This window comes from Mesorhizobium sp. 01N446, assembly GCF_056399285.1.
The window spans coordinates 243,073-261,555 of the sequence record NZ_JBFTRA010000003.1 but is presented as its reverse complement, the minus strand read 5'-3'; the positions used below and the strand labels follow the sequence as shown (position 1 = coordinate 261,555).

General features: G+C 63.6%; 13 protein-coding genes. 8 read left to right on the top strand and 5 right to left on the bottom strand.

All coding sequences use genetic code 11. The annotated features are described in order from the left end of the window. The first annotated feature begins 48 nt into the window (after window positions 1-48). The 3 genes from AC1DPX_RS15515 (at window position 49) to AC1DPX_RS15505 (ending at window position 3,737) form a co-directional block, all read left to right on the top strand. Window positions 49-1,560, top strand: a complete 1,512-nt coding sequence (locus AC1DPX_RS15515) for a sugar ABC transporter ATP-binding protein (RefSeq protein ID WP_477237835.1) — start codon at window positions 49-51, stop codon at window positions 1,558-1,560. Window positions 1,561-1,641: 81 nt separating this feature from the next. Then, entirely contained in the window at window positions 1,642-2,637 is a 996-nt protein-coding gene (locus AC1DPX_RS15510) for an ABC transporter permease (protein ID WP_096455690.1), read from the top strand. 47 nt (window positions 2,638-2,684) lie between these two features. Further along, on the top strand, window positions 2,685-3,737 hold the full coding sequence (locus AC1DPX_RS15505; protein ID WP_096455692.1) for a substrate-binding domain-containing protein: 1,053 nt from the start codon (window positions 2,685-2,687) through the stop codon (window positions 3,735-3,737). Between the two features lie 83 nt (window positions 3,738-3,820). Here the strand turns inward: AC1DPX_RS15505 and AC1DPX_RS15500 are convergent, their stop codons facing one another. The 4 genes from AC1DPX_RS15500 to AC1DPX_RS15485 all read right to left on the bottom strand — a co-directional run bounded on the left by AC1DPX_RS15500 (window position 3,821) and on the right by AC1DPX_RS15485 (window position 7,516). Next, entirely contained in the window at window positions 3,821-4,093 is a 273-nt protein-coding gene (locus tag AC1DPX_RS15500; RefSeq protein ID WP_202355440.1) for a type II toxin-antitoxin system YafQ family toxin, read from the bottom strand. Between the two features lie 2 nt (window positions 4,094-4,095). Then, complete coding sequence (locus AC1DPX_RS15495) at window positions 4,096-4,353, bottom strand: type II toxin-antitoxin system RelB/DinJ family antitoxin (RefSeq protein ID WP_202355439.1); 258 nt, start codon at window positions 4,351-4,353, stop codon at window positions 4,096-4,098. Between the two features lie 57 nt (window positions 4,354-4,410). Further along, window positions 4,411-6,465, bottom strand: a complete 2,055-nt coding sequence (locus AC1DPX_RS15490) for a bifunctional aldolase/short-chain dehydrogenase (RefSeq protein ID WP_477237833.1) — start codon at window positions 6,463-6,465, stop codon at window positions 4,411-4,413. An 85-nt stretch (window positions 6,466-6,550) separates the two neighbouring features. After that, complete coding sequence (locus AC1DPX_RS15485) at window positions 6,551-7,516, bottom strand: sugar-binding transcriptional regulator (RefSeq protein WP_477237831.1); 966 nt, start codon at window positions 7,514-7,516, stop codon at window positions 6,551-6,553. A gap of 202 nt (window positions 7,517-7,718) precedes the next feature. Here AC1DPX_RS15485 and AC1DPX_RS15480 point away from each other — a divergent pair, with 202 nt between their 5' ends. The 5 genes from AC1DPX_RS15480 (at window position 7,719) to AC1DPX_RS15460 (ending at window position 16,460) form a co-directional block, all read left to right on the top strand. Further along, the gene (locus tag AC1DPX_RS15480; RefSeq protein ID WP_477237829.1) at window positions 7,719-9,359 is read left to right on the top strand and encodes an acyl-CoA synthetase; all 1,641 of its coding nucleotides are present in this window, start codon (window positions 7,719-7,721) and stop codon (window positions 9,357-9,359) included. Window positions 9,360-9,738: 379 nt separating this feature from the next. Then, entirely contained in the window at window positions 9,739-10,344 is a 606-nt protein-coding gene (locus AC1DPX_RS15475) for a TetR/AcrR family transcriptional regulator (protein WP_202355435.1), read from the top strand. Window positions 10,345-10,392: 48 nt separating this feature from the next. Further along, complete coding sequence (locus AC1DPX_RS15470) at window positions 10,393-11,535, top strand: efflux RND transporter periplasmic adaptor subunit (protein ID WP_477237827.1); 1,143 nt, start codon at window positions 10,393-10,395, stop codon at window positions 11,533-11,535. Window positions 11,536-11,773: 238 nt separating this feature from the next. Continuing rightward, window positions 11,774-14,914 (top strand): efflux RND transporter permease subunit, encoded by a 3,141-nt coding sequence (locus AC1DPX_RS15465; RefSeq protein WP_477237825.1) that lies wholly within the window; start codon window positions 11,774-11,776, stop codon window positions 14,912-14,914. 190 nt (window positions 14,915-15,104) lie between these two features. After that, a complete protein-coding gene (locus tag AC1DPX_RS15460) occupies window positions 15,105-16,460 on the top strand; it encodes an LLM class flavin-dependent oxidoreductase (RefSeq protein ID WP_477237823.1) in 1,356 nt (451 codons plus the stop codon). Between the two features lie 62 nt (window positions 16,461-16,522). Here AC1DPX_RS15460 and AC1DPX_RS15455 read toward each other — a convergent pair whose 3' ends face one another. Further along, window positions 16,523-18,232 (bottom strand): APC family permease, encoded by a 1,710-nt coding sequence (locus AC1DPX_RS15455; RefSeq protein ID WP_477237821.1) that lies wholly within the window; start codon window positions 18,230-18,232, stop codon window positions 16,523-16,525. Window positions 18,233-18,483 lie beyond the last annotated feature (251 nt).

Below are 18,483 nucleotides of genomic sequence, written 5' to 3'. Positions count from 1 at the left end.
TTGACAATTGCCGATGTAGCCCATAGCGTCATGGTCAGGGAGGAACGCATGGTCGGCAATGCCGTGTTCCGTGTAGAGGGACTGAGGAAATCCTTTGGCCGCAACGAGGTGCTTGGCGGCATCTCGCTCGAGCTGCATTCCGGCGAAGTCACCGTGCTGATGGGCGCCAATGGCGCCGGCAAATCCACCCTCGTCAAGATCATCAGCGGCGTCTACGAGCGCGGCGGCGGCACGATGAGTCTCGCGGACCAGGACTTTGCGCCGAGCACGCCGGCGGAAGCGATCCGCGCCGGTGTCGTCACCGTGCATCAGAACATCAATGACGGTGTCGTCGCCGATCTCGACGTCGCCACCAACCTCACGCTCGACCGGCTGAGCGGCCGGGGCGTGCCGACCCTGTTCAATCCGGCCCGCGTGCGCCGCGAGGCCAAGGCCGTCGCCGACCGCATGGGCTTGGCCATCGATCTCAAGGCCCGCGTCAACGACCTTTCGCTGGCCGATCGCCAGATGGTGGCGATCGCGCGTGCACTGGCGCATCAGCCGAAAGTGCTGATCCTCGACGAGCCGACCTCCTCGCTCTCCAGCGCCGAGGCCGACCGGCTGTTCGCACTGGTCGACAGGCTGCGCGAGCAGGGCGTGGCGATCCTCTACATCTCGCATCGCATGTCGGACATCAGGCGGCTCGCCGATCGCATCGTCTCGATGCGTGACGGCGTCATTTCCGGTGTCTTCGACACCAAACCGCTCGACTATGAAGGCGCGGTCAACGCCATGCTCGGCCGCAAGATCCATCTCGACCAGATCGTTGCCAGGAGTTCCGCCAAACCGGTCCTGACCGTCGAAGGCCTGCGCATCGGGCAGGGCGCCAGGCCGATTTCGCTGACGCTTGGCGATGGCGAGGTCGTCGCCATCACCGGCCTCGTCGGCGTCGGCAAGACGGCACTTGCCGAAACGCTGTTCGGCGTGCGCAAGCCGCTCGCCGGCACCATGACGATGAACGGCAAGCCCTATGCGCCGCGCTCGGCGGGCGATGCGATCGGCGCCGGCGTGTTCCTCGTCGCCAAGGACCGCGCCACCAGCGGCATCGTCGGTGGCTTCAACATCGAGCGCAATGTCAGCCTGCCATTCCTCAAGCGCATGTCTAGTCTGAGCGTGCTCAAGCGCCGGCTCGAACGCGCCACCGCGCGCCGGCAGATCGAGGAACTCAGCATCGTCTGCCGTTCCGAGAAGGACGAGATGTCGGCCCTGTCCGGCGGCAACCAGCAGAAGGTCATGGTCGCCCGCTGGATGGCGCAGAATGCCGCGCTGTTCGTCCTCGACGAGCCGTTTCAGGGCGTCGACATTTCGGCCAGGCGCGACATCGCCGCCAAGCTGAGGGCAAGCGCCAATGGCCGCGCGACGCTTTTGTTCGTCACCGAACTCGACGAGGCGCTGGAGACGGCCGACCGCATCCTGGTGATGTCGGAACACACAATCGTCGGTGAACATCGCAACGCCGAAGTCGATCTCGATCGCCTGTTGGCGGAGGTTGCCGGTGGACCGCTGCACAGCGCTGCCTGAGCGTGGCGATCGACAGAATTGGAATGGAGAGACTATGGGTTTGAGTTGGGCAAGAATGGTCGCGTCGCGCGGGTGCGCTGAATGACGCTGCGCGACTACGCCATCCGCTATGGCTTTATTGTCCTGTTGTTCGGGCTGGTCGCCTATTTCGCGATCGCCGCGGACGGTTTCGTCTCGCCGCAAAGCGCCGTCTTCATCTTCCAGTCGGTCGCCATCACCGGCGTGCTGGCGCTGGGCGTCACAGCCACGCTGGTTGTCGGCGGCTTCGACCTGTCGATCGGCTCGGTGGCCACATCCGCCATGATGGCGGCGGCCTATGTCATGGTGGTGCTGGAGCAGAATGCCGTCGTCGCCGTCGTCGTCTGCCTGCTCATCGGTGCCGTGGTCGGTCTGATCAATGGCTGGCTGATCGTCTATATGCGCGTGCCCGACCTCCTGGCGACGCTCGGCATGATGTTCCTGCTCGTCGGCCTGCAGCGCATCCCGACCGAAGGCCGCTCGATCGCCACCGGCATGACCATGCCGGACGGTTCGGTCGCCAACGGCAAGTTTGGCGACGCCTTCCTGGCGCTCGGCCGCCACCGCTTCGACTTCTTCATCCCGAACCTCATTCCGGTGTCGGTGGTCGTGCTGCTGGTGCTGGCCGTGCTGATCTGGTTCTTCCTCGAATACACCCGCTTCGGCCGCATGATGTATGCGGTCGGCTCCAATGAGCGCGCCGCCGAACTCGCCGGTGCGCCTGTCAAGGCATACAAGATCTGGGCCTACGTTATTTCAGGAGTTTTTGCCTCGATCGGCGGCATTTTGCTCGCGGCCCGGCTTGGACGCGGCGACATCGCCTCGGGTAATAATCTGCTGCTCGATGCGGTCGCCGCGGCGCTGATCGGCTACGCGGTGCTGGGGGCCGCCAAGCCGAACGCCTTCGGTACCGCTGTCGGCGCGCTGTTCGTCGGCATCCTGCTGCAAGGCCTGACGATGATGAACGCGCCTTACTACACGCAGGATTTCGTCAAGGGCGTGGTTCTGGTCGTCGCCCTTGTCTTCACCTTTGCCCTTTCGGGCAGGGGCAGGGGGTAGTCCGACCGGACAGGATTTTGGGTTCAACAAGAGTGGAGGAAAACAAGGTGAACATCACAAGACGACTTCTGGGGAAGGTGGCGCTCGGACTGGCCGGCGCAACCATGCTGATGCAGGTTCCGGCTTTTGCCGCGGACAAGCCGGCGCCGTTCGACAAGCCTGGCGTCAAGATCGCACTGGTGCGCTATCTCTCGACCGGCGACTTCTTCCAGGCCTATCTCTCGGGCGTCGAGGCACAGTCGAAGGCGCTCGGCATCGACCTGCGCGTGCTCGACAGCCGCCAGGATGCCGCCCTCCAGTCCGACATGGTCGACCAGGCGATCGCGCTTGGCGTTCAGGGCATCATCATCCAGCACGGCCTGACGGAATCGATGAAGGACGCCGCGCAGCGCGCGGTCGACGCCGGCATCAAGGTCGTGGCCTTCGACGTCAATGTCGAGAACCCGAAAATTCCGCAGATCGAACAGTCGGACAAGGACCTTGCCCGCCTCGCGCTCGAGCAGGCGGTGAAGGACAATGGCGAGAGCTGGAATGCCGGCTATGTCTATGTCGCCGGCATCGCGCCGCTCGACCGCCGCAATGAGACCTGGGTCGACGTGAAGAAGAAATACGCCGGCATCAAGGAAGTCGCGATGTTCGGCACGCTCGACAACCCGATCGCCAATTCCGTCGCCAACCAGGCGCGTTCGGTGCTGTCGGCGCATCCCGACATCAAGGTGATGTTCGCCCCCTATGACGAATTCGCCAAGGGCGTGAAGATCGCCGTCGACGAAGCCGGCCTGAACAAGGGCATCAAGATCTACTCGGCCGACATCTCGACATCGGACATATCAGCGATGCGCGAACCCGACAGCGCCTGGGCAGCGACTGCCGCCACCAACCCGGCCGTCGTCGGCCAGGTCTCGGTGCGCGCTCTGGCGCAGCTGCTGGCCGGCGAAGATCCCGGCCACAACGTCATCGTGCCGCCGACCCTGATCACCCAGAAGGAGCTGATCGACAAGGACATCAAGAACATGGAAGACCTGTCGGCCAAGCTGCCGCAGTTCGCCCACGCCGATGTCGCCATGCCGGCCTGGATGCCGAACCCGAACGCGAAGTAGCTTTCGGCACTTTACGGCGTGTCGAATGGCACGCATCGAGAGCCGCCCGCAGCAGATCGCTGTGGGCGGCTATTTCGTGGAGTTCACTCGTTGAACAGGTCGGAATGCGAACCGGTACGGGCAAGCTGCAATTCATCGCCGACAACGCGGTAGATCAGGAGCCAGTCCGGTTCGATATGCGCGTCTCGAAAGCCCTTCCAGTCGCCTTTCAGAGGATGATCCTTATACGTCGGCGGCAGTTCATGCCCGGCGATCAGCAGGCCTAGCAGATCGCGCAATTTCCCAAGGTTCTTGCCACGCTTTTCCATACGCTTCACATCCCGACGAAATTGCCCGGAATGAATGGGCGCTGGCATTCCTAGAGCCCCAGATCCTTGAACAATTCATCAGCCGAGGCGAAGCGCTTGCCTTTGCCTTTTTCCAATTCGGCCATGGCCTTTCGCGTGGTTGCGTTAGGCACTTTCACCGGGAAAGGAAATTCCTTGTCGGCGGCCACGCGCACCAGGAGCAGGCGAATGGCATCGGAGACCGACAAGCCCATGGCCGCCAAAGCTTCCGTTGCCTGATCCTTCGTTGCGGCGTCGATCCGAGCGCGGACCACTGCATCTGTAGCCATATCGTAACTCCCTTGCGTTGAGCCACAATGTAGCTACAGCGGACAGTTCTTACAAGCCTACCGCAGCGCCGCCGCGATGTTGCCGCCGTCGACCGTCGTCACGTCGGCGGTTGTCCGCTCGGCCAGCGCGTGATGCAGGAAGGCCTGCGCCACGTCCTGCGCCGTCACTTCCTGGCCGAGCAGGTTGCCGGACATGTATTCCTTCTCCGACACGCCGCGCGCGCCGGAGCGGCTGGCGATCATGGCGTCGGTCAAAAGCCCGGAGCGGATGCGGTCGGCGTTGACGGCGTTCGAACGGATGCCATGCGCGCCATAGTCGAGCGCGTATTGCCGGGACAGGAACAAAGTCGCCGCCTTCGGCACGCCATAGGCGCCGAACTTCGGCCCCGGATTGACCGCCTGCTTGGAGGTGTTGAACAACAGCACGCCGCCGGTGCCCTGTTCCAGCATGATGCGCACGGCGTTCTGCGCCACCGACTGATGGGCGAAGAAATTGAGCTCGAAACTCTTGCGCAGCAGCGCGTCGTCAAGCTCGCCGATGCGGCCTTCCCAGGCCGCACCCGCATTGGAGACCAGAATGTCGACGCCGCCGAAGACGGCGACCGCTTTGTCGAAGGCGGCACGCACTTGTGCGGGGTCGGTGATGTCGGCGGCAACGCCGATCGAATTGTTGCCGGCCTTCTTGGCGGCATCGGCGGCCTTGTCGCCATCGAGGTCGACGACGACGGCATGGGCGCCATTGTCGGCGAACAGCTTTGCCGTCGCAGCACCGATCGCGCCGGCGCCGCCGGTGATCAGCACCACCTGGCCGGTCAGCGGCTTTGGCTTGCTGGAGGCGAGCTTGGCCTGTTCCAGCGACCAGTATTCCAGCGGGAACAAATCGGCCTTGGACAGCGGATGGAAGCGGCCGACGGCCTCGGCGCCGCGCACAGCCTCGATCCACATTTCGCCGACATCGGAGGCGATCCTGGCATCCTTCAGCGTGCGGCCATGGCCGAACATGCCGAGCCCCGGTACCAGCGTCAGCCGCGGCATCGGATCGAGCATGGTGCGCTTGACATCGTCGAGCGCGTCATTGGTCTCGAAATAGGCGCGATACTCCTTGGCGAAGGCGTCGACATGGCTCTTGATGACGGCCTTGTAGTCGCCGGCTTTGTCGGCATCGGGCGCCGGCACCGCCATCGGCCCGGTCTTGATGCGGATCGATAGATCCGGCGTCGACACGCCGCGTCCCGCATAGTCGGCAATCGCAGCCGAATTGATGAAATCGACGATTGCGTCCGAGGTGCGGAAGTCGGAGATCATGCGGTCGAAGCGGCCTTCGCCGCGCGCCACCGCAACGGCGCCGCGGAGCATCGGCGCGATGGATGCCGGCGTCGCAAGTCTTGCCGGCAGCGTCACCTTGGCAGCCTTCGGCTTGGCATTCCTGGCGACATACTCCTCGGCGACGTTCACATAGTGGATCATCCGGTCGTAGGCCTGTTTGGCATCGTCGCCGAAGGTGAAGATGCCGTGCTTGTCTAGGATCAGGCCCTCAACGGTCGGATCGGCATCGAACACATCGGCCGCCGCCTTGGCGAGGTCGAAGCCCGGCATGATGTAGGGCACATAACCCATCTTGGTGCCGAACACCGTCTTCACCAGCGGCTTCGAATCTTCCTGATCGACGATGGCCAGGATGGCGGTCGAATGGGTGTGATCGACGAATTTGTGCGGCAGGAACGCATGTAGCAACGTCTCGACCGAGGGGTTGGGCGAGGAGGGATCGATGAGGTTCGCGCGCTGCAGCGCCACCATGTCCTCGTCGGCGAGCTTGTCCAGCGCGCGGGCCTTGAGCAGGGCGCCCATCTTCACCGCCGGCAGGCCCTGCGGCTCGATGACGGCCATGTCCCAGCCGCTGCCCTTGACGCAGAGCACATCCCATTCATCGCCGACAAGGTCGGTCGCCTTGATCTTGCAGGAGGTGTTGCCGCCGCCATGCAGGACCAGCTGCGGCACGCCGCCCAAGAGCCGCGTCGTGTAGACGCGCAGCGCGAGGTCGCGGCCGACGCCTTTCTTGGCATAGTCGGCAACGAGTTTCTCGGCCGCGTCGTCGTTCCACAAATTCTTCATGTCGCTTCGTCCAGTTGCTGTCTTGGGTGGTGAAACAGGAATGCCGCGACGCCTTGATGACAATGCGCCGGCGAAGGGTTGCTTTTCAGGATGCTTTTGGTGACGCCGCTCCGGCATGATCGAGCAGCCGCTGCGCCATATGCGCGCCGACCACCAGATGCGTGCAAAGCCCGCCGGCAAGGGCTGCGAGCACAGGATCGAACTTGCTGTCCTCCTGCACCACCATCAGGCGTTTTTCGATGGCGCGGAGCGAAGCGAGTTCAGCCGAAATGACCCGGCGGTTGTAGCTGCAGTCGAGCGCCTCGCCCTTGGCGTCGATGATCTGTCCGGCGATCACGCCGGCGGCGCCTATGCCGCGCAGCGCGGCCATTTCGTCCGGGTTCAGCGCGCCGCATTTGACGACATGGCTGTCGGCATCGACGGTGCCGACGGAAAAAAGTGCGAGATTGCAATCGCTGATGCCGGCCAGCTGCTCACGGATCACCGGCTCGGCGCGCAGCGCCCGCGCCAGCTCTTCCGTCGACAGCACCAGCGGCGCATAGAAATTAAGCCCCTTGGCATTGAGCCGGCGCGCGATCTCCATCGTGCATTGGTCGGGCCGGTAGGAGTAGGGCGCACCGAGATTGCCGCAGAGCTGCACCACAGTGACGTCCTGCAGGTCGGCATAGGACATGATGTCGGCGATCATGTAGACAGTGCGGCCCCAGGCGACGCCGATGCGATCGCCCTTCTTGACCAGTTCGAGAAAGACGCTTGCCGCCAGCACGGCGATGTCGGTCGAGGGGTCAGGGATATGGCCATTCTCCGGCGCGATCCAGACCGCGTCGAGTTTCAAGGCGTCCTCGAGCCTGCGCGCCATCACATCGTCGGTGAACAGCTGGGTCGAGGTCGAGATGTTGACGATGCCGGTCTCGCGCGCCTTACGCAGATACATGGCCACCGAAGCGCGCGAAATGTTAAGCTGGCTTGCAACCTGGTCTTGCCGCAGGCCATGCGCGTAATAGAGCCACGCGGCTTTGTGAATGATCTGTTCTGCCGGTCGGATCGCCATGCCGTCTCCTTGGCTGACAATAGTCACGGCTCTCGACAAAAGTCAAATTCGGATGCGCGAGTGCGATCGCCTCTAAACAGAACGCATCCGGGATAGTCGTTCTACAAAGCCTGGACAGCATAGCATTTTCGGCCATTCAAGGGGATGGCCTGACGAGAGTGCTAAGGTTAGAAAGTTCGAAAAGGACTTTGGGGAGGACGGGATGGGCAATCCTTACGAACAGGATCTCGACAGGAACGCGGCCAACCACCAGCCGCTGACGCCGCTCACCTATCTGGAGCGCGCGGCAAGGACCTATCCCGACCACATCGCCATCGTCCACGGGCGCCAGCGCATCAGCTACCGCGATTTCTGGCGCCGCTCGCTGAAGCTTGCCTCGGCGCTGCACAAGCGCGGCATTGGCAAGGGCGACACCGTCACTGTGATGCTGTCCAACACGCCGCCAATGCTGGAGGCGCATTTCGGCGTGCCGATGACCAAGGCGGTGCTGCACTCGCTCAACACCCGCCTCGACGCCGCGGTCATCGCCTTCCAGCTCGACCATGCCGAGACCAGGGTGCTGATCGTCGACCGCGAATTCTCCGGCGTCGTCCGGCAGGCGCTTGATCTGGCCAAGGTCAAGCCGCTGGTCATCGACTATGACGATCCCGACTACGCCGCCGACGCTCCCTATCCGAAGGGCGAGCGGATCGGCGCGCTCGACTATGAGGATTTTGTCGCAGGCGGCGATGAGGATTTCGCCTGGTCAATGCCCGACGACGAATGGGACGCCATCTCGCTCAACTACACCTCCGGCACGACGGGCAATCCCAAGGGCGTCGTCTATCACCATCGTGGTGCCGCCCTGATGGCCTACACCAACACCATCCATGCCGGCATGGCCAAGCATGCCGTCTATCTCTGGACGCTGCCGATGTTCCACTGCAATGGCTGGTGCTTTCCCTGGACGCTGGCCGTGCAGGCCGGCACCCATGTCTGCCTGCGCTGGGTGCGGCCGAAGCCGATCTACGACGCCATCGCCGATCACGGCGTCACTCATCTCTGCGGCGCGCCGGTCGTCATGTCGGTGCTGATCAATGCGCGGGATGAGGACAAGCGCGCGTTCGCGCAGACGGTGACCTTCAACACCGCGGCCGCGCCGCCGCCGGAAGCCGTGCTGTCGGGCATGGCCGATGCCGGCTTTGCCGTCACCCATCTCTACGGGCTGACCGAGACCTATGGCCCGGCGGTGGTCAACGAATGGCATAGCGAATGGGACGCTCTGGCAAAGGGCGAGCGCAGCGCCAAGAAGGCCAGGCAGGGCGTGCGCTACGCCGCGCTCGAAGGCCTGACCGTCATGGACCCCGAAACGATGCGGGCAACGCCGGCCGATGGCGAAACCATCGGTGAGGTCATGTTTCGCGGCAACATTGTCATGAAGGGCTATCTCAAGAACCGCAAGGCGAGCGACGAAGCCTTCGCCGGCGGCTGGTTCCATTCCGGCGATCTCGGCGTCATGCATCCAGACGGCTACATCCAGCTCAAGGACCGTTCCAAGGACATCATCATCTCGGGCGGCGAGAATATTTCCTCGATCGAGGTCGAGGACGCGCTCTACAAACACGCCTCGGTTGCGTCCTGTGGTGTGGTCGCCCGCGCGGACGACAAATGGGGCGAGGTGCCGGTTGCCTATGTCGAATTGAAGGCCGGCAAGGCGGCGAGCGAGGCCGAGATCATCGAGCACTGCCGCGCGCTGCTGGCCCGCTTCAAGGTGCCGAAGGCGGTGATTTTTGCTGAAATACCGAAGACGTCGACAGGCAAGATCCAAAAGTTCCGGCTGCGGGAAATGGCGAAGCGTACCTAACTTCGTCATCCTTGGGTGGAGCAGTCGCGAAGCGACGTCGCGGAAACCCTGGGATCCATGCCACGACCTCGCGGCCGTGCTCCAGCGGTCGAGAATGGTTTACCGTTAGAGGCGTAAACCATTGAGTAACCACATTCTTTGACCAGAGTGCCGGAATGGGTCCCCGGGGGCCTGCGCCGGGTCGCTTCGCTCCTTGCTTCGCCCTAGGATGACGAACTCATGAGGTTTGCCGCCAATCGCGGGCACCGCTTGTCATGCTCGACCACTGTCACCATCTGTCACCAACTATACGCGTACGTCGATTTCGCGTTGACATCCCGCCTCTTTCAATTTACGACTGACGAAAATCGAAATTCGTCACTTGTCAAACGAAAGAGCCATGTCCGAAGCCGCCAACATCGTGGCCGATGCCGCCAAACAGGAGAATGTGACGCGCATTCTCGACTGCGCGGAGCGCCTGTTCCGGCACTACGGCTACGGCAAGACCAATGTTGCCGACATTGCCCGCGAGCTCGGCATGTCGCCGGCCAATATCTACCGTTTCTTCGCCTCCAAAGTCGAAATCCACCAGGCGGTCTGCGGCCGCATGCTCGGCGCCAGCTACAAGATGGCTTACGAGATCATGCATCTGCCGATCAGCGCCGAGGAGCGGCTGCGGCGCTACATCCATGCGCAATACAAGATGACGCTGGAGACCATGCTCGACGAGCAGAAGGTCCATGAGATGGTCATTGTCGCGCTCGAGCGCGACTGGGGCGTCATCGACAAGCACGTCAACAGCATCCACGACCTGTTCGCCGAGGTGATCCGCGAGGGCGTCGAGACCGGCGAGTTCAGGCAGCAGGATCACGAAGTGGCGTCGCGCTGCTTCGGCGCCGCCACCGTCATTCTCTGCCATCCGCAGATGGTGGCGCAGTGCCTTGCCAAGACCAACCGGGCAATGCCCGACGAACTTATCGACTACGCCATCAGAGCCTTGAAATAGCCGCCGGTCGCCGGTGTCGACAGTCCGTCTCCAGTCGGGAGTACCACGATGTCTTTGTCCAACTCCATCATCCGCCGGCTGCCGGTTGCGGGCCTGATCGTTGCAGGGCTCGTGCTTGCCGGCTGCAGCCAGGAGAAGGCCGAGGTCAAGGAGATCATCCGCCCGGTCAAGGTCGTCGAGATCGCTCAGGCGCATGACACCCGCACGCTCTCCTATTCGGGGTCCGTGCGGGCTCGCACCGAAAGCGCCCTGGCTTTCCGCGTCAACGGCAAGATCACCGAGCGTCTGGTCGACATCGGTCAGCATGTGGCGCCGGGCGACGTGCTCGCCCGCATCGATCCCACCGACTATGACCTGTCGGTCAAGAGCGCGCAGGCCGCGCTCGATGCCGCCGAACGGCAGGTCGAGACGACGGAGCTCACGCGCAAGCGCGCCGAGCAACTTTTTACCAAAAACTTCGCACCGAAATCACAGCTCGAACAGGCGACGCTGGCCCATGACCAGGCGGTCGCGACGCGCGACTCCGCCCGCTCGTCGCTTGATCAGGCCAAGAACCAGGTCGGCTATACCGACCTCAGGGCCGACCGGGATGGCATCGTCACCGCGGTCAATGCCGATGTCGGCCAGGTGGTCGGCTCCGGCACGCCCGTGGTCACTGTCGCGGTCGACGGCGAAAAGGAAGTGCTGATCGCGGTGCCCGAAATGGAGATCGCCGAGTTCAAGCCGGGCAAGCCAGTCAAGGCCGGGTTCTGGTCCGACAGCACGCTGGCGCTCGACGGCAAGGTCCGCGAAGTCGCCGGCAGCGCCGATCCGCAGTCGCGCACCTTCGCCGTCCGTGTCAGCCTGCCCAACGATCCACGCGTGCTTCTCGGCATGACCGCCAATATCGAGGCCTCCGCCGCCAACGAGAAGCAGCTGGTTTCGATCCCTTTGAGCGCGTTGGCTGAGAAAGACAGCCAGTCGATCGTCTGGACCGTCGATCGGGGCGCCGACACCGTCCATGCCCGTCCGGTGACGGTTGCCAAGTTCGCCGCCGATGGTGTGCGCGTCGCCGAAGGATTGAAGCCCGGCGATATCGTGGTCGCCGCCGGCACCCAGTTCATGACCGAGAATCTCAAGGTCAAGCTCGCCGGCGGTGTGGCGCAGCAATCAGCCTCGGCCGAGGGCGACGACGCCAGCCGGCTGCGCTGAGGACAGACAGGTCGGCCGCGCGTTCCCGCGGCCGCAGGTTTCCGGGCGGCGTGCGCCCGAAGGCTGAGACGTCACGGCCGATGTACCCCCGCATCGACCTAGCGTCCCACCGCGATGAGTGTCTCTCCGCTCGGAAAGCCTCGCCGCCCGGAAGCCAGATCGAACGCAGATGATTTCGTTCCGCGCGCCGCGCTTCTTCGAGGCCCCAGGCGCCGGCAGACAAAGTGGACGAGTACCGATGACCAATTCCACTGAAGAAAAGCGGCCCTTCAACCTCTCGCGCTGGGCCATCGGCCATCCCTCCATCGCGCGCTTCCTGTTCGGGCTGATCATCATCGCCGGTGCGCTCGGCCTGATGCGCATGGGCCAGAAGGAAGACCCGGATTTCACATTCCGCGTCATGGTCGTGCAGGCGATCTGGCCAGGCTCCTCCATCCAGGAGATGGAAGACCAGGTCGTCAACAAGATCGAGCGCAAGCTGCAGGAGACGCCGCATCTCGATTTCGTGCGTTCCTTCACCCGCGCCGGCAGCGCCATCATCACCGTGCAGATCAAGGGCGATACCAACGCCGCCGAGGTCTCGGACGCCTTCTATCAGGTGCGCAAGAAAGTCGGCGACATCTCAGGCGACCTGCCGCAAGGCCTGCTCGGTCCCTATTTCAACGACGAATTCGGCGACACCTTCATCACCCTGCATTCGATCAGCGGTGATGGCTTCTCCTATCCGGAGCTGAAGAAGTTCGCCATCCAGGCGCGCGACATGCTGTTGACGACGCCCGGCGTCGAGAAGGCCGTCATCATCGGCGACCAGCCGGAAAAGCTCTATATCGACGTCTCGTCCAAGGCGCTGGCCGAGCGCGGCCTGACGCTGCCTGACCTGCAGAACGCGATCAAGGGCCAGAACAATGTCGATCCGGCCGGCGCCGTCGACACCGGCGTCAATTCGGTGCGCATCTCCGTCGAAGGCGACGTCACCAAGGCCGCCGATATCAGGGAATTGCGCCTGCGTGCCGGCGGGCAGGTGACCCGTCTCGGCGACATCGCCACCGTCACCTCCGGGCTCGAAGATCCCTTCCAGCGCAAATACCGCTTCAACGGTCATGACAGCGTGCAGCTTGGCGTCGTCATGGCCAAGGGCTTCAAGGTCACCGATGTCGGCAAGGATGTCGAGGCGACCTACAAGCGCTTCGAGGAGGCGCTGCCCTATGGCGTGTCGGTCGACCAGATTTCCGATCAGCCGGGCGTCGTCACCGATGCGGTGGCCGAGTTCATGCATGCGCTCGGCGAAGCGCTGCTGATCGTGCTTGTCGTCTCGTTCCTGTCGATCGGCTGGCGTTCGGGCCTGGTCATAGCCATCGCCATTCCGCTGGTTCTGGCCGCCACCTTCGCCATCATGTACGAGCTCGGCATCGACCTGCAGCGCATTTCGCTGGGCGCCCTGATCATCGCGCTCGGCCTGCTCGTCGACGACGCCATGATCGTTGTCGAGATGATGGAGCGCAAGCTGGAGGAGGGGCTGGTCAAGATCGAGGCCGCGAGCTTCGCCTATACGTCGACCGCCTTCCCGATGCTGACCGGCACGCTCATTACCACCGCCGGCTTCATCCCGGTCGGCTTTGCCGCCTCCACCGCGGGTGAATATGTGCGCACCCTGTTCTATGTCGTCGGCATCGCACTGATCGTCTCGTGGTTCGTCGCGGTCTATTTCACCCCGTGGCTCGGCAACATGATCCTCAAGCAGCGCAAGCATGCCGGCAGCCATCATGACGCCTTCGACACACGCTTCTACCGCCGGCTGCGCTCGACCGTCGGCTGGGCCGTGCGTCACCGCATCATCGTGCTGGTCATGACGCTGGTGACTTTCGGCACCAGCCTATGGGCGTTCCAGTTCATCCCGCAGAACTTCTTCCCGCAATCGTCGCGGCCGGAAATCCTGGTCGACCTCTGGCTGCCGGAAGGCACCAGCATCAAGGAGGTCGAAACGCAGGCCAAGGCGCTGGAAGCCAAGTTGATGGACGACAAGGACAAGCGCTTCATCGCCACCTATATCGGCGAGGGCGCGCCGCGCTTCTTCCTGCCGCTCGACCAGCAGCTGCGCAACCCGAACTTCGCCCAGATGCTGGTGATGGCCAATGACGAGCCGGCGCGCGAGCGGCTGATCGTCAAGCTGCGCACGGTTCTGGCCGAGGATTTCCCCTCGATCCGCGCCAAGGTCGATCGCCTGTTCCTCGGACCGCCGACCGGCTGGCCGGTACAGATGCGTGTCATGGGTCCCGATCGCCAGGAAGTGCGCCGCATCGCCGACCAGGTGAAGGCGAAGTTCCGCGAGGATCCGCTGCTGGGCGCCGTACATGACGACTGGCTCGAACCGGTGCCGGCAATGAAGCTGGTCATAGACCAGGATCGCGCCCGGGCGCTCGGCGTCACCTCGCAGCGCATCCGCCAAATGCTGCAGGCGACCATGGCCGGCGCGCCGCTCGACGACTTCCGCGATGGCGAGGAGACGGTCTCCATCGTCGCCCGCGAGCCGGACGCCAGCCGCAGCCTGCTGTCTTCGGTCGACTCGGTCTATATCCCGACCGATTTCGGCGGCTTCGTGCCGCTGTCGCAGGTGGCCAAGGTGGTGCCGGTGCTGGAGCAAGGCATCGAATGGCGCCGCGACCGTCTGCCGACCATCAGCGTGCGGGCAACCCTGCCCGATGGCGTGCAGTCCAACGATGTCGTCACCAAGATGTACAAGGACATGCAGGGCCTGCGTGACGGCCTGGCGCCCGGCTACAAGATCGAGATCCAGGGCGGTGCCGAGGATTCGGCCGAAAGCCAGGCGTCGATCGCCGCCAAGGCGCCGATCATGCTGGCCATCATCGTCGTGCTTCTGATGATCCAGCTGCAGAACTTCGGCAAGGCGATGCTGGTGCTGGCCACCGGCCCGCTGGGCATCATCGGGGCCGCCGCCGCGCTTTTGATCAGCGGTGCGCCGTTTGGCTTCGTCGCCATTCTCGGCGTCATCGCGCTGCTCGGCATCATCATGCGCAACTCGATCATCCTGGTCGACCAGATCGACCAGGACATCGCCAGGGGCATGGAACGCTCGGAAGCCATCATCGGCTCGGCCGTACGCCGTTTCCGGCCGATCGTGCTGACGGCCATGACGGCGGTTCTGGCGCTGATCCCGATCTCGCGCGCCGTGTTCTGGGGCCCTCTCGCCTACGCCATGATGGGCGGCATCGTGGTCGCCACCGTGCTGACCATCCTGGTTCTGCCGGCCGGCTACGCGCTGTTCTTCGGCCGCGAGCCGAAGAAGGTGGTGAACAATGAGCAGGCGCCCGAACCAGAGTTGGCGACCGAGCGGCCGCAACTGGCCCTGGCCGCGGAATAGAGTGGTTTCATTGCATCATCCGCCGTCGGCGATGGCGGATGATGCGGCGTGACGGCTTGATCCGTCACGCCGATGAAAATGCTCCCCGCTGCCGGTTTCGCAAAACAGAATTCCTTCCCAGGGCCGCAAAGCGGTTCCATGCTGAGCGACACCGGAGCGGCAACGCTCGTCTTCATCAAGGTGTCTTCCCATGACAGAAAAACGGCAATTGCGGCTTGGCGCCTTCATGCGCCCGGTCAGCTTGCACACCGGCGCCTGGCGCTATCCCGGCGCCTATCCCGACGCCAATTTCAACTTCGCGCATCTGAAGCGCTTCGCGCAGACGCTGGAGGCGGCGAAGTTCGACGCCTTCTTCATGGCCGACCATCTGGCCGTGCTCAACATGCCGGTCGAGGCGCTGCGGCGCAGCCATACGGTGACGTCGTTCGAGCCGTTCACGCTCTTATCGGCGCTGGCCGCCGTCACCGATCATATCGGCCTGGTCGCCACAGCGTCGACGACCTTCGATGCGCCTTATCACATTGCGCGGCGCTTCGCGTCGCTCGACCATATCAGCGGCGGGCGCGCCGGCTGGAACATCGTCACCACGTCCAACCCCGACGCGGCGCTGAATTTCGGGCTGGACGAACATGTCGAGCATGACGAGCGCTATCACCGGGCACGGGAATTCTACGATGTCGTGACCGGCCTGTGGGACAGTTTTGCCGACGATGCCTTCATCCGCGACGCTGAAAGCGGGCTCTATTTCGATCCGACCAAGCTGCATGTGCTGGATCATAAGGGCGAGCACCTCTCGGTGCGCGGGCCGCTCAACATTGCGCGTCCCGTGCAGGGCTGGCCGGTCATCGTCCAGGCCGGTGCCTCGGAAGCCGGGCGGCAGCTGGCCGCTGAGACGGCCGAGGTGATTTTCGCCGCCCATGGCGATCTGGCCGCCGGGCAGCGCTTCCTTGCCGACGTCAAGGGCAGGGCTCAAAAACTCGGCCGTTCGCGCGACGACATCAAGATCCTGCCCGGTGCCTTCGTCATTGTCGGCGACAGTGTCGAGGAAGCGCGGGCCAAGCGGGCCAAGCTCGACAGCCTGGTCTATTACGAGAGCGGCATTGCCTCGCTGTCGATCGCGCTTGGGCATGACGCGTCGGCCTTCGATCCCGATGCACCCTTGCCTGAAATACCGGAGAGCAATGCCTCGAAGAGCAGCCGCGAGCGCGTCATCGAGCTCGCCCGTAACGAAAATCTGACGGTGCGCCAGCTTGCCCAAAGGCTGGGCGGCTATTCCGGCCTGGCCTTCGTCGGCACGCCGCAAACCATCGCCGACGAGATGGAGGAATGGCTGGTCACCGAGGGATCGGACGGCTTCAACATCATGTTCCCCTATCTGCCCGCCGGGCTCGACGATTTCGTCGAGAAGGTGGTGCCCGAGCTGCAGCGGCGCGGCATCTTCAGGCGGCAGTATGAGGGATCGACGCTGCGCGAGAATCTCGGCCTGAAGCGGCCGCCCAACCGGTTCTTCGATGGCTCGGAAGCAGCCATTCGGAAGTCCGGTTGACGTCTCAGCGCAAAAAAGGAACGGGCGCGCCGAAGCGCGCCCGTTTTTATCGGTTGGCGGTGTCAGATGACAAAGTACCAGTTGGCGATCAGCATCACCGCCACGCCGGCGACCAGCGTCAGATAGGGCAGCATGCCCGCTTTCTTCACCGACAGGTCAGCCCCCGTCATGCCGAGATCGGCCAGCATGTGGTCAGGGAATTTGCCCTTGTCCTGGATGTAGTGGCGGAAGCAGAAGACGGGGATGATCAGCGCCGCGGTGATCAGGCCGGCCCACAGTGCCATCGGGTTCCACACCTTGGCGCCGGCGCCCATGAAGATAGCGTTGACATAGGCGAAGATCGCCCCGATCCCGAGCAGCCAGGTCGGTGCTTTCCACGGCCGCGCGATATGGCCGTTGTCGATGCGATGGATCCAGCCGGCATTGAGGTTGAGGAAGTTGAAGATGATGTAGCCGCAGTTCGACACGGCGAGGATGAAGAAGAAGCTGGTCGCGTCGGCCGAGGCGATGGCCAGCACGATCAGGTTGAAGCAGAGGTCGGTCCACATGGCCCGCGTCGGCGCGCCATGCTCGTTGACGTGGCTGAGATAGCGCGGCAGCCAGCCGTCGACCGAGCCCTGGTAGAGCGTGCGCGAGGAGCCGGCCATCGCCGTCATGATGCACAGCACCAGCGCCAGGATCATCAGCATCACCAGGAGGCTGTGGATGATCTTGCCGCCGCCGACCATGCCGGCCAGCGCGTCGGCGACGCCCGAGCCGTCGACGATCGGTGTCGCCAGCATGCCGTTGAGACCCAGCACGCCCTGGAAGGTGAAGGGCACCAGGATGAACAGAAGCATGCAAAGCAGGCCGGAATAGAAGATCGCCTTGAAGGTATCCGTGCCGGGATTCTTGAACTCGGACGTGTAGCAGACGGCGGTCTCGAAACCGTAGGTCGACCAGGCGGCGATGAACATGCCGCCGAGCACCAGCGTCCAGCCGGCGATGTTCCAGGCGCCTGGATCCGGCRCATAGGCGGCGGCCAGCGGCACCAGCGGCGAGAAATTGGCCCAATTGATCTGCCCGGTGAAGATCGGCACGACGCCGACGATCAGCATCGGGATGATGACCAGCAGGCCGATATATTTCTGCACATTGGCCGTGCCGAGGATGCCGCGATGCTGGATCGAGAAGATGATCAGCATCAGCACTGCGCCGATGAAGAAGGTGGCGTTGAGCGTGAAGGAGACCGGCCCCAGCGTGTGGCTGTAGAGCGTCCAGTTGCGGATCGCCGGTGTCGCGGCAGCGGTCACTGCCGTGATGGCGTCGGCGGGCGCCGTTCCGGCATGCGCCGCTATATAGGCGACGACATCAGGTGAGGTCTCGGTGAACAGCGGCACCGGCGCCAGCGCGTTGAGGATGTAGGCGGCGGCGATCGAGCAGCCGAGCGACAGCACCGGCGACCAGGCGAACCAGTTGCACCACACCGATAGCGGCGCGATGAACTTGGAGTAGCGTAGCCAGGCGGTGGCGCCATAGATCGAGGCGCCGCCCGACTTGTTCGGGAACAGGCCGGCGATCTCGGCATAGGTGAAGGATTGCAGGAAACCCATGATCATGGACACCGTCCAGATCAGGAAGGCCAGCGTCCCGGTCGTGCCGGCGATGCCGCCGATCGAAAACAGGACCAGCGCCGGAACGCCGCTCGCCACCCAGAAGGCGCCGCGCCAGTCGATATGCCTGAGCAGCTTGCTTTCGGCAGGCTGCTCGAGGGCCGTGCTTATGGTGCTCATGTCAGTGACTTCCCCTTTTTCTCGTGTTCCCCGCCAGCGATGCCTCGGCTTTGCGAAGCTTGCTCCCCGGCACTTGATCGTACGACTCCGGTGTTTCCACTCAGTCGTATTTTTTTCTTAGGAGTGAAGATTGATCCGGCGCGCTTTCACGTCAAGCGTTTTGTGACGCCGTACACATCACGCTTGCGCGCGCATGCAACAATACGCCTCGCGGCGCCACCGGCGCGCGGTTTGCCGGCCTGGAAAGCAGC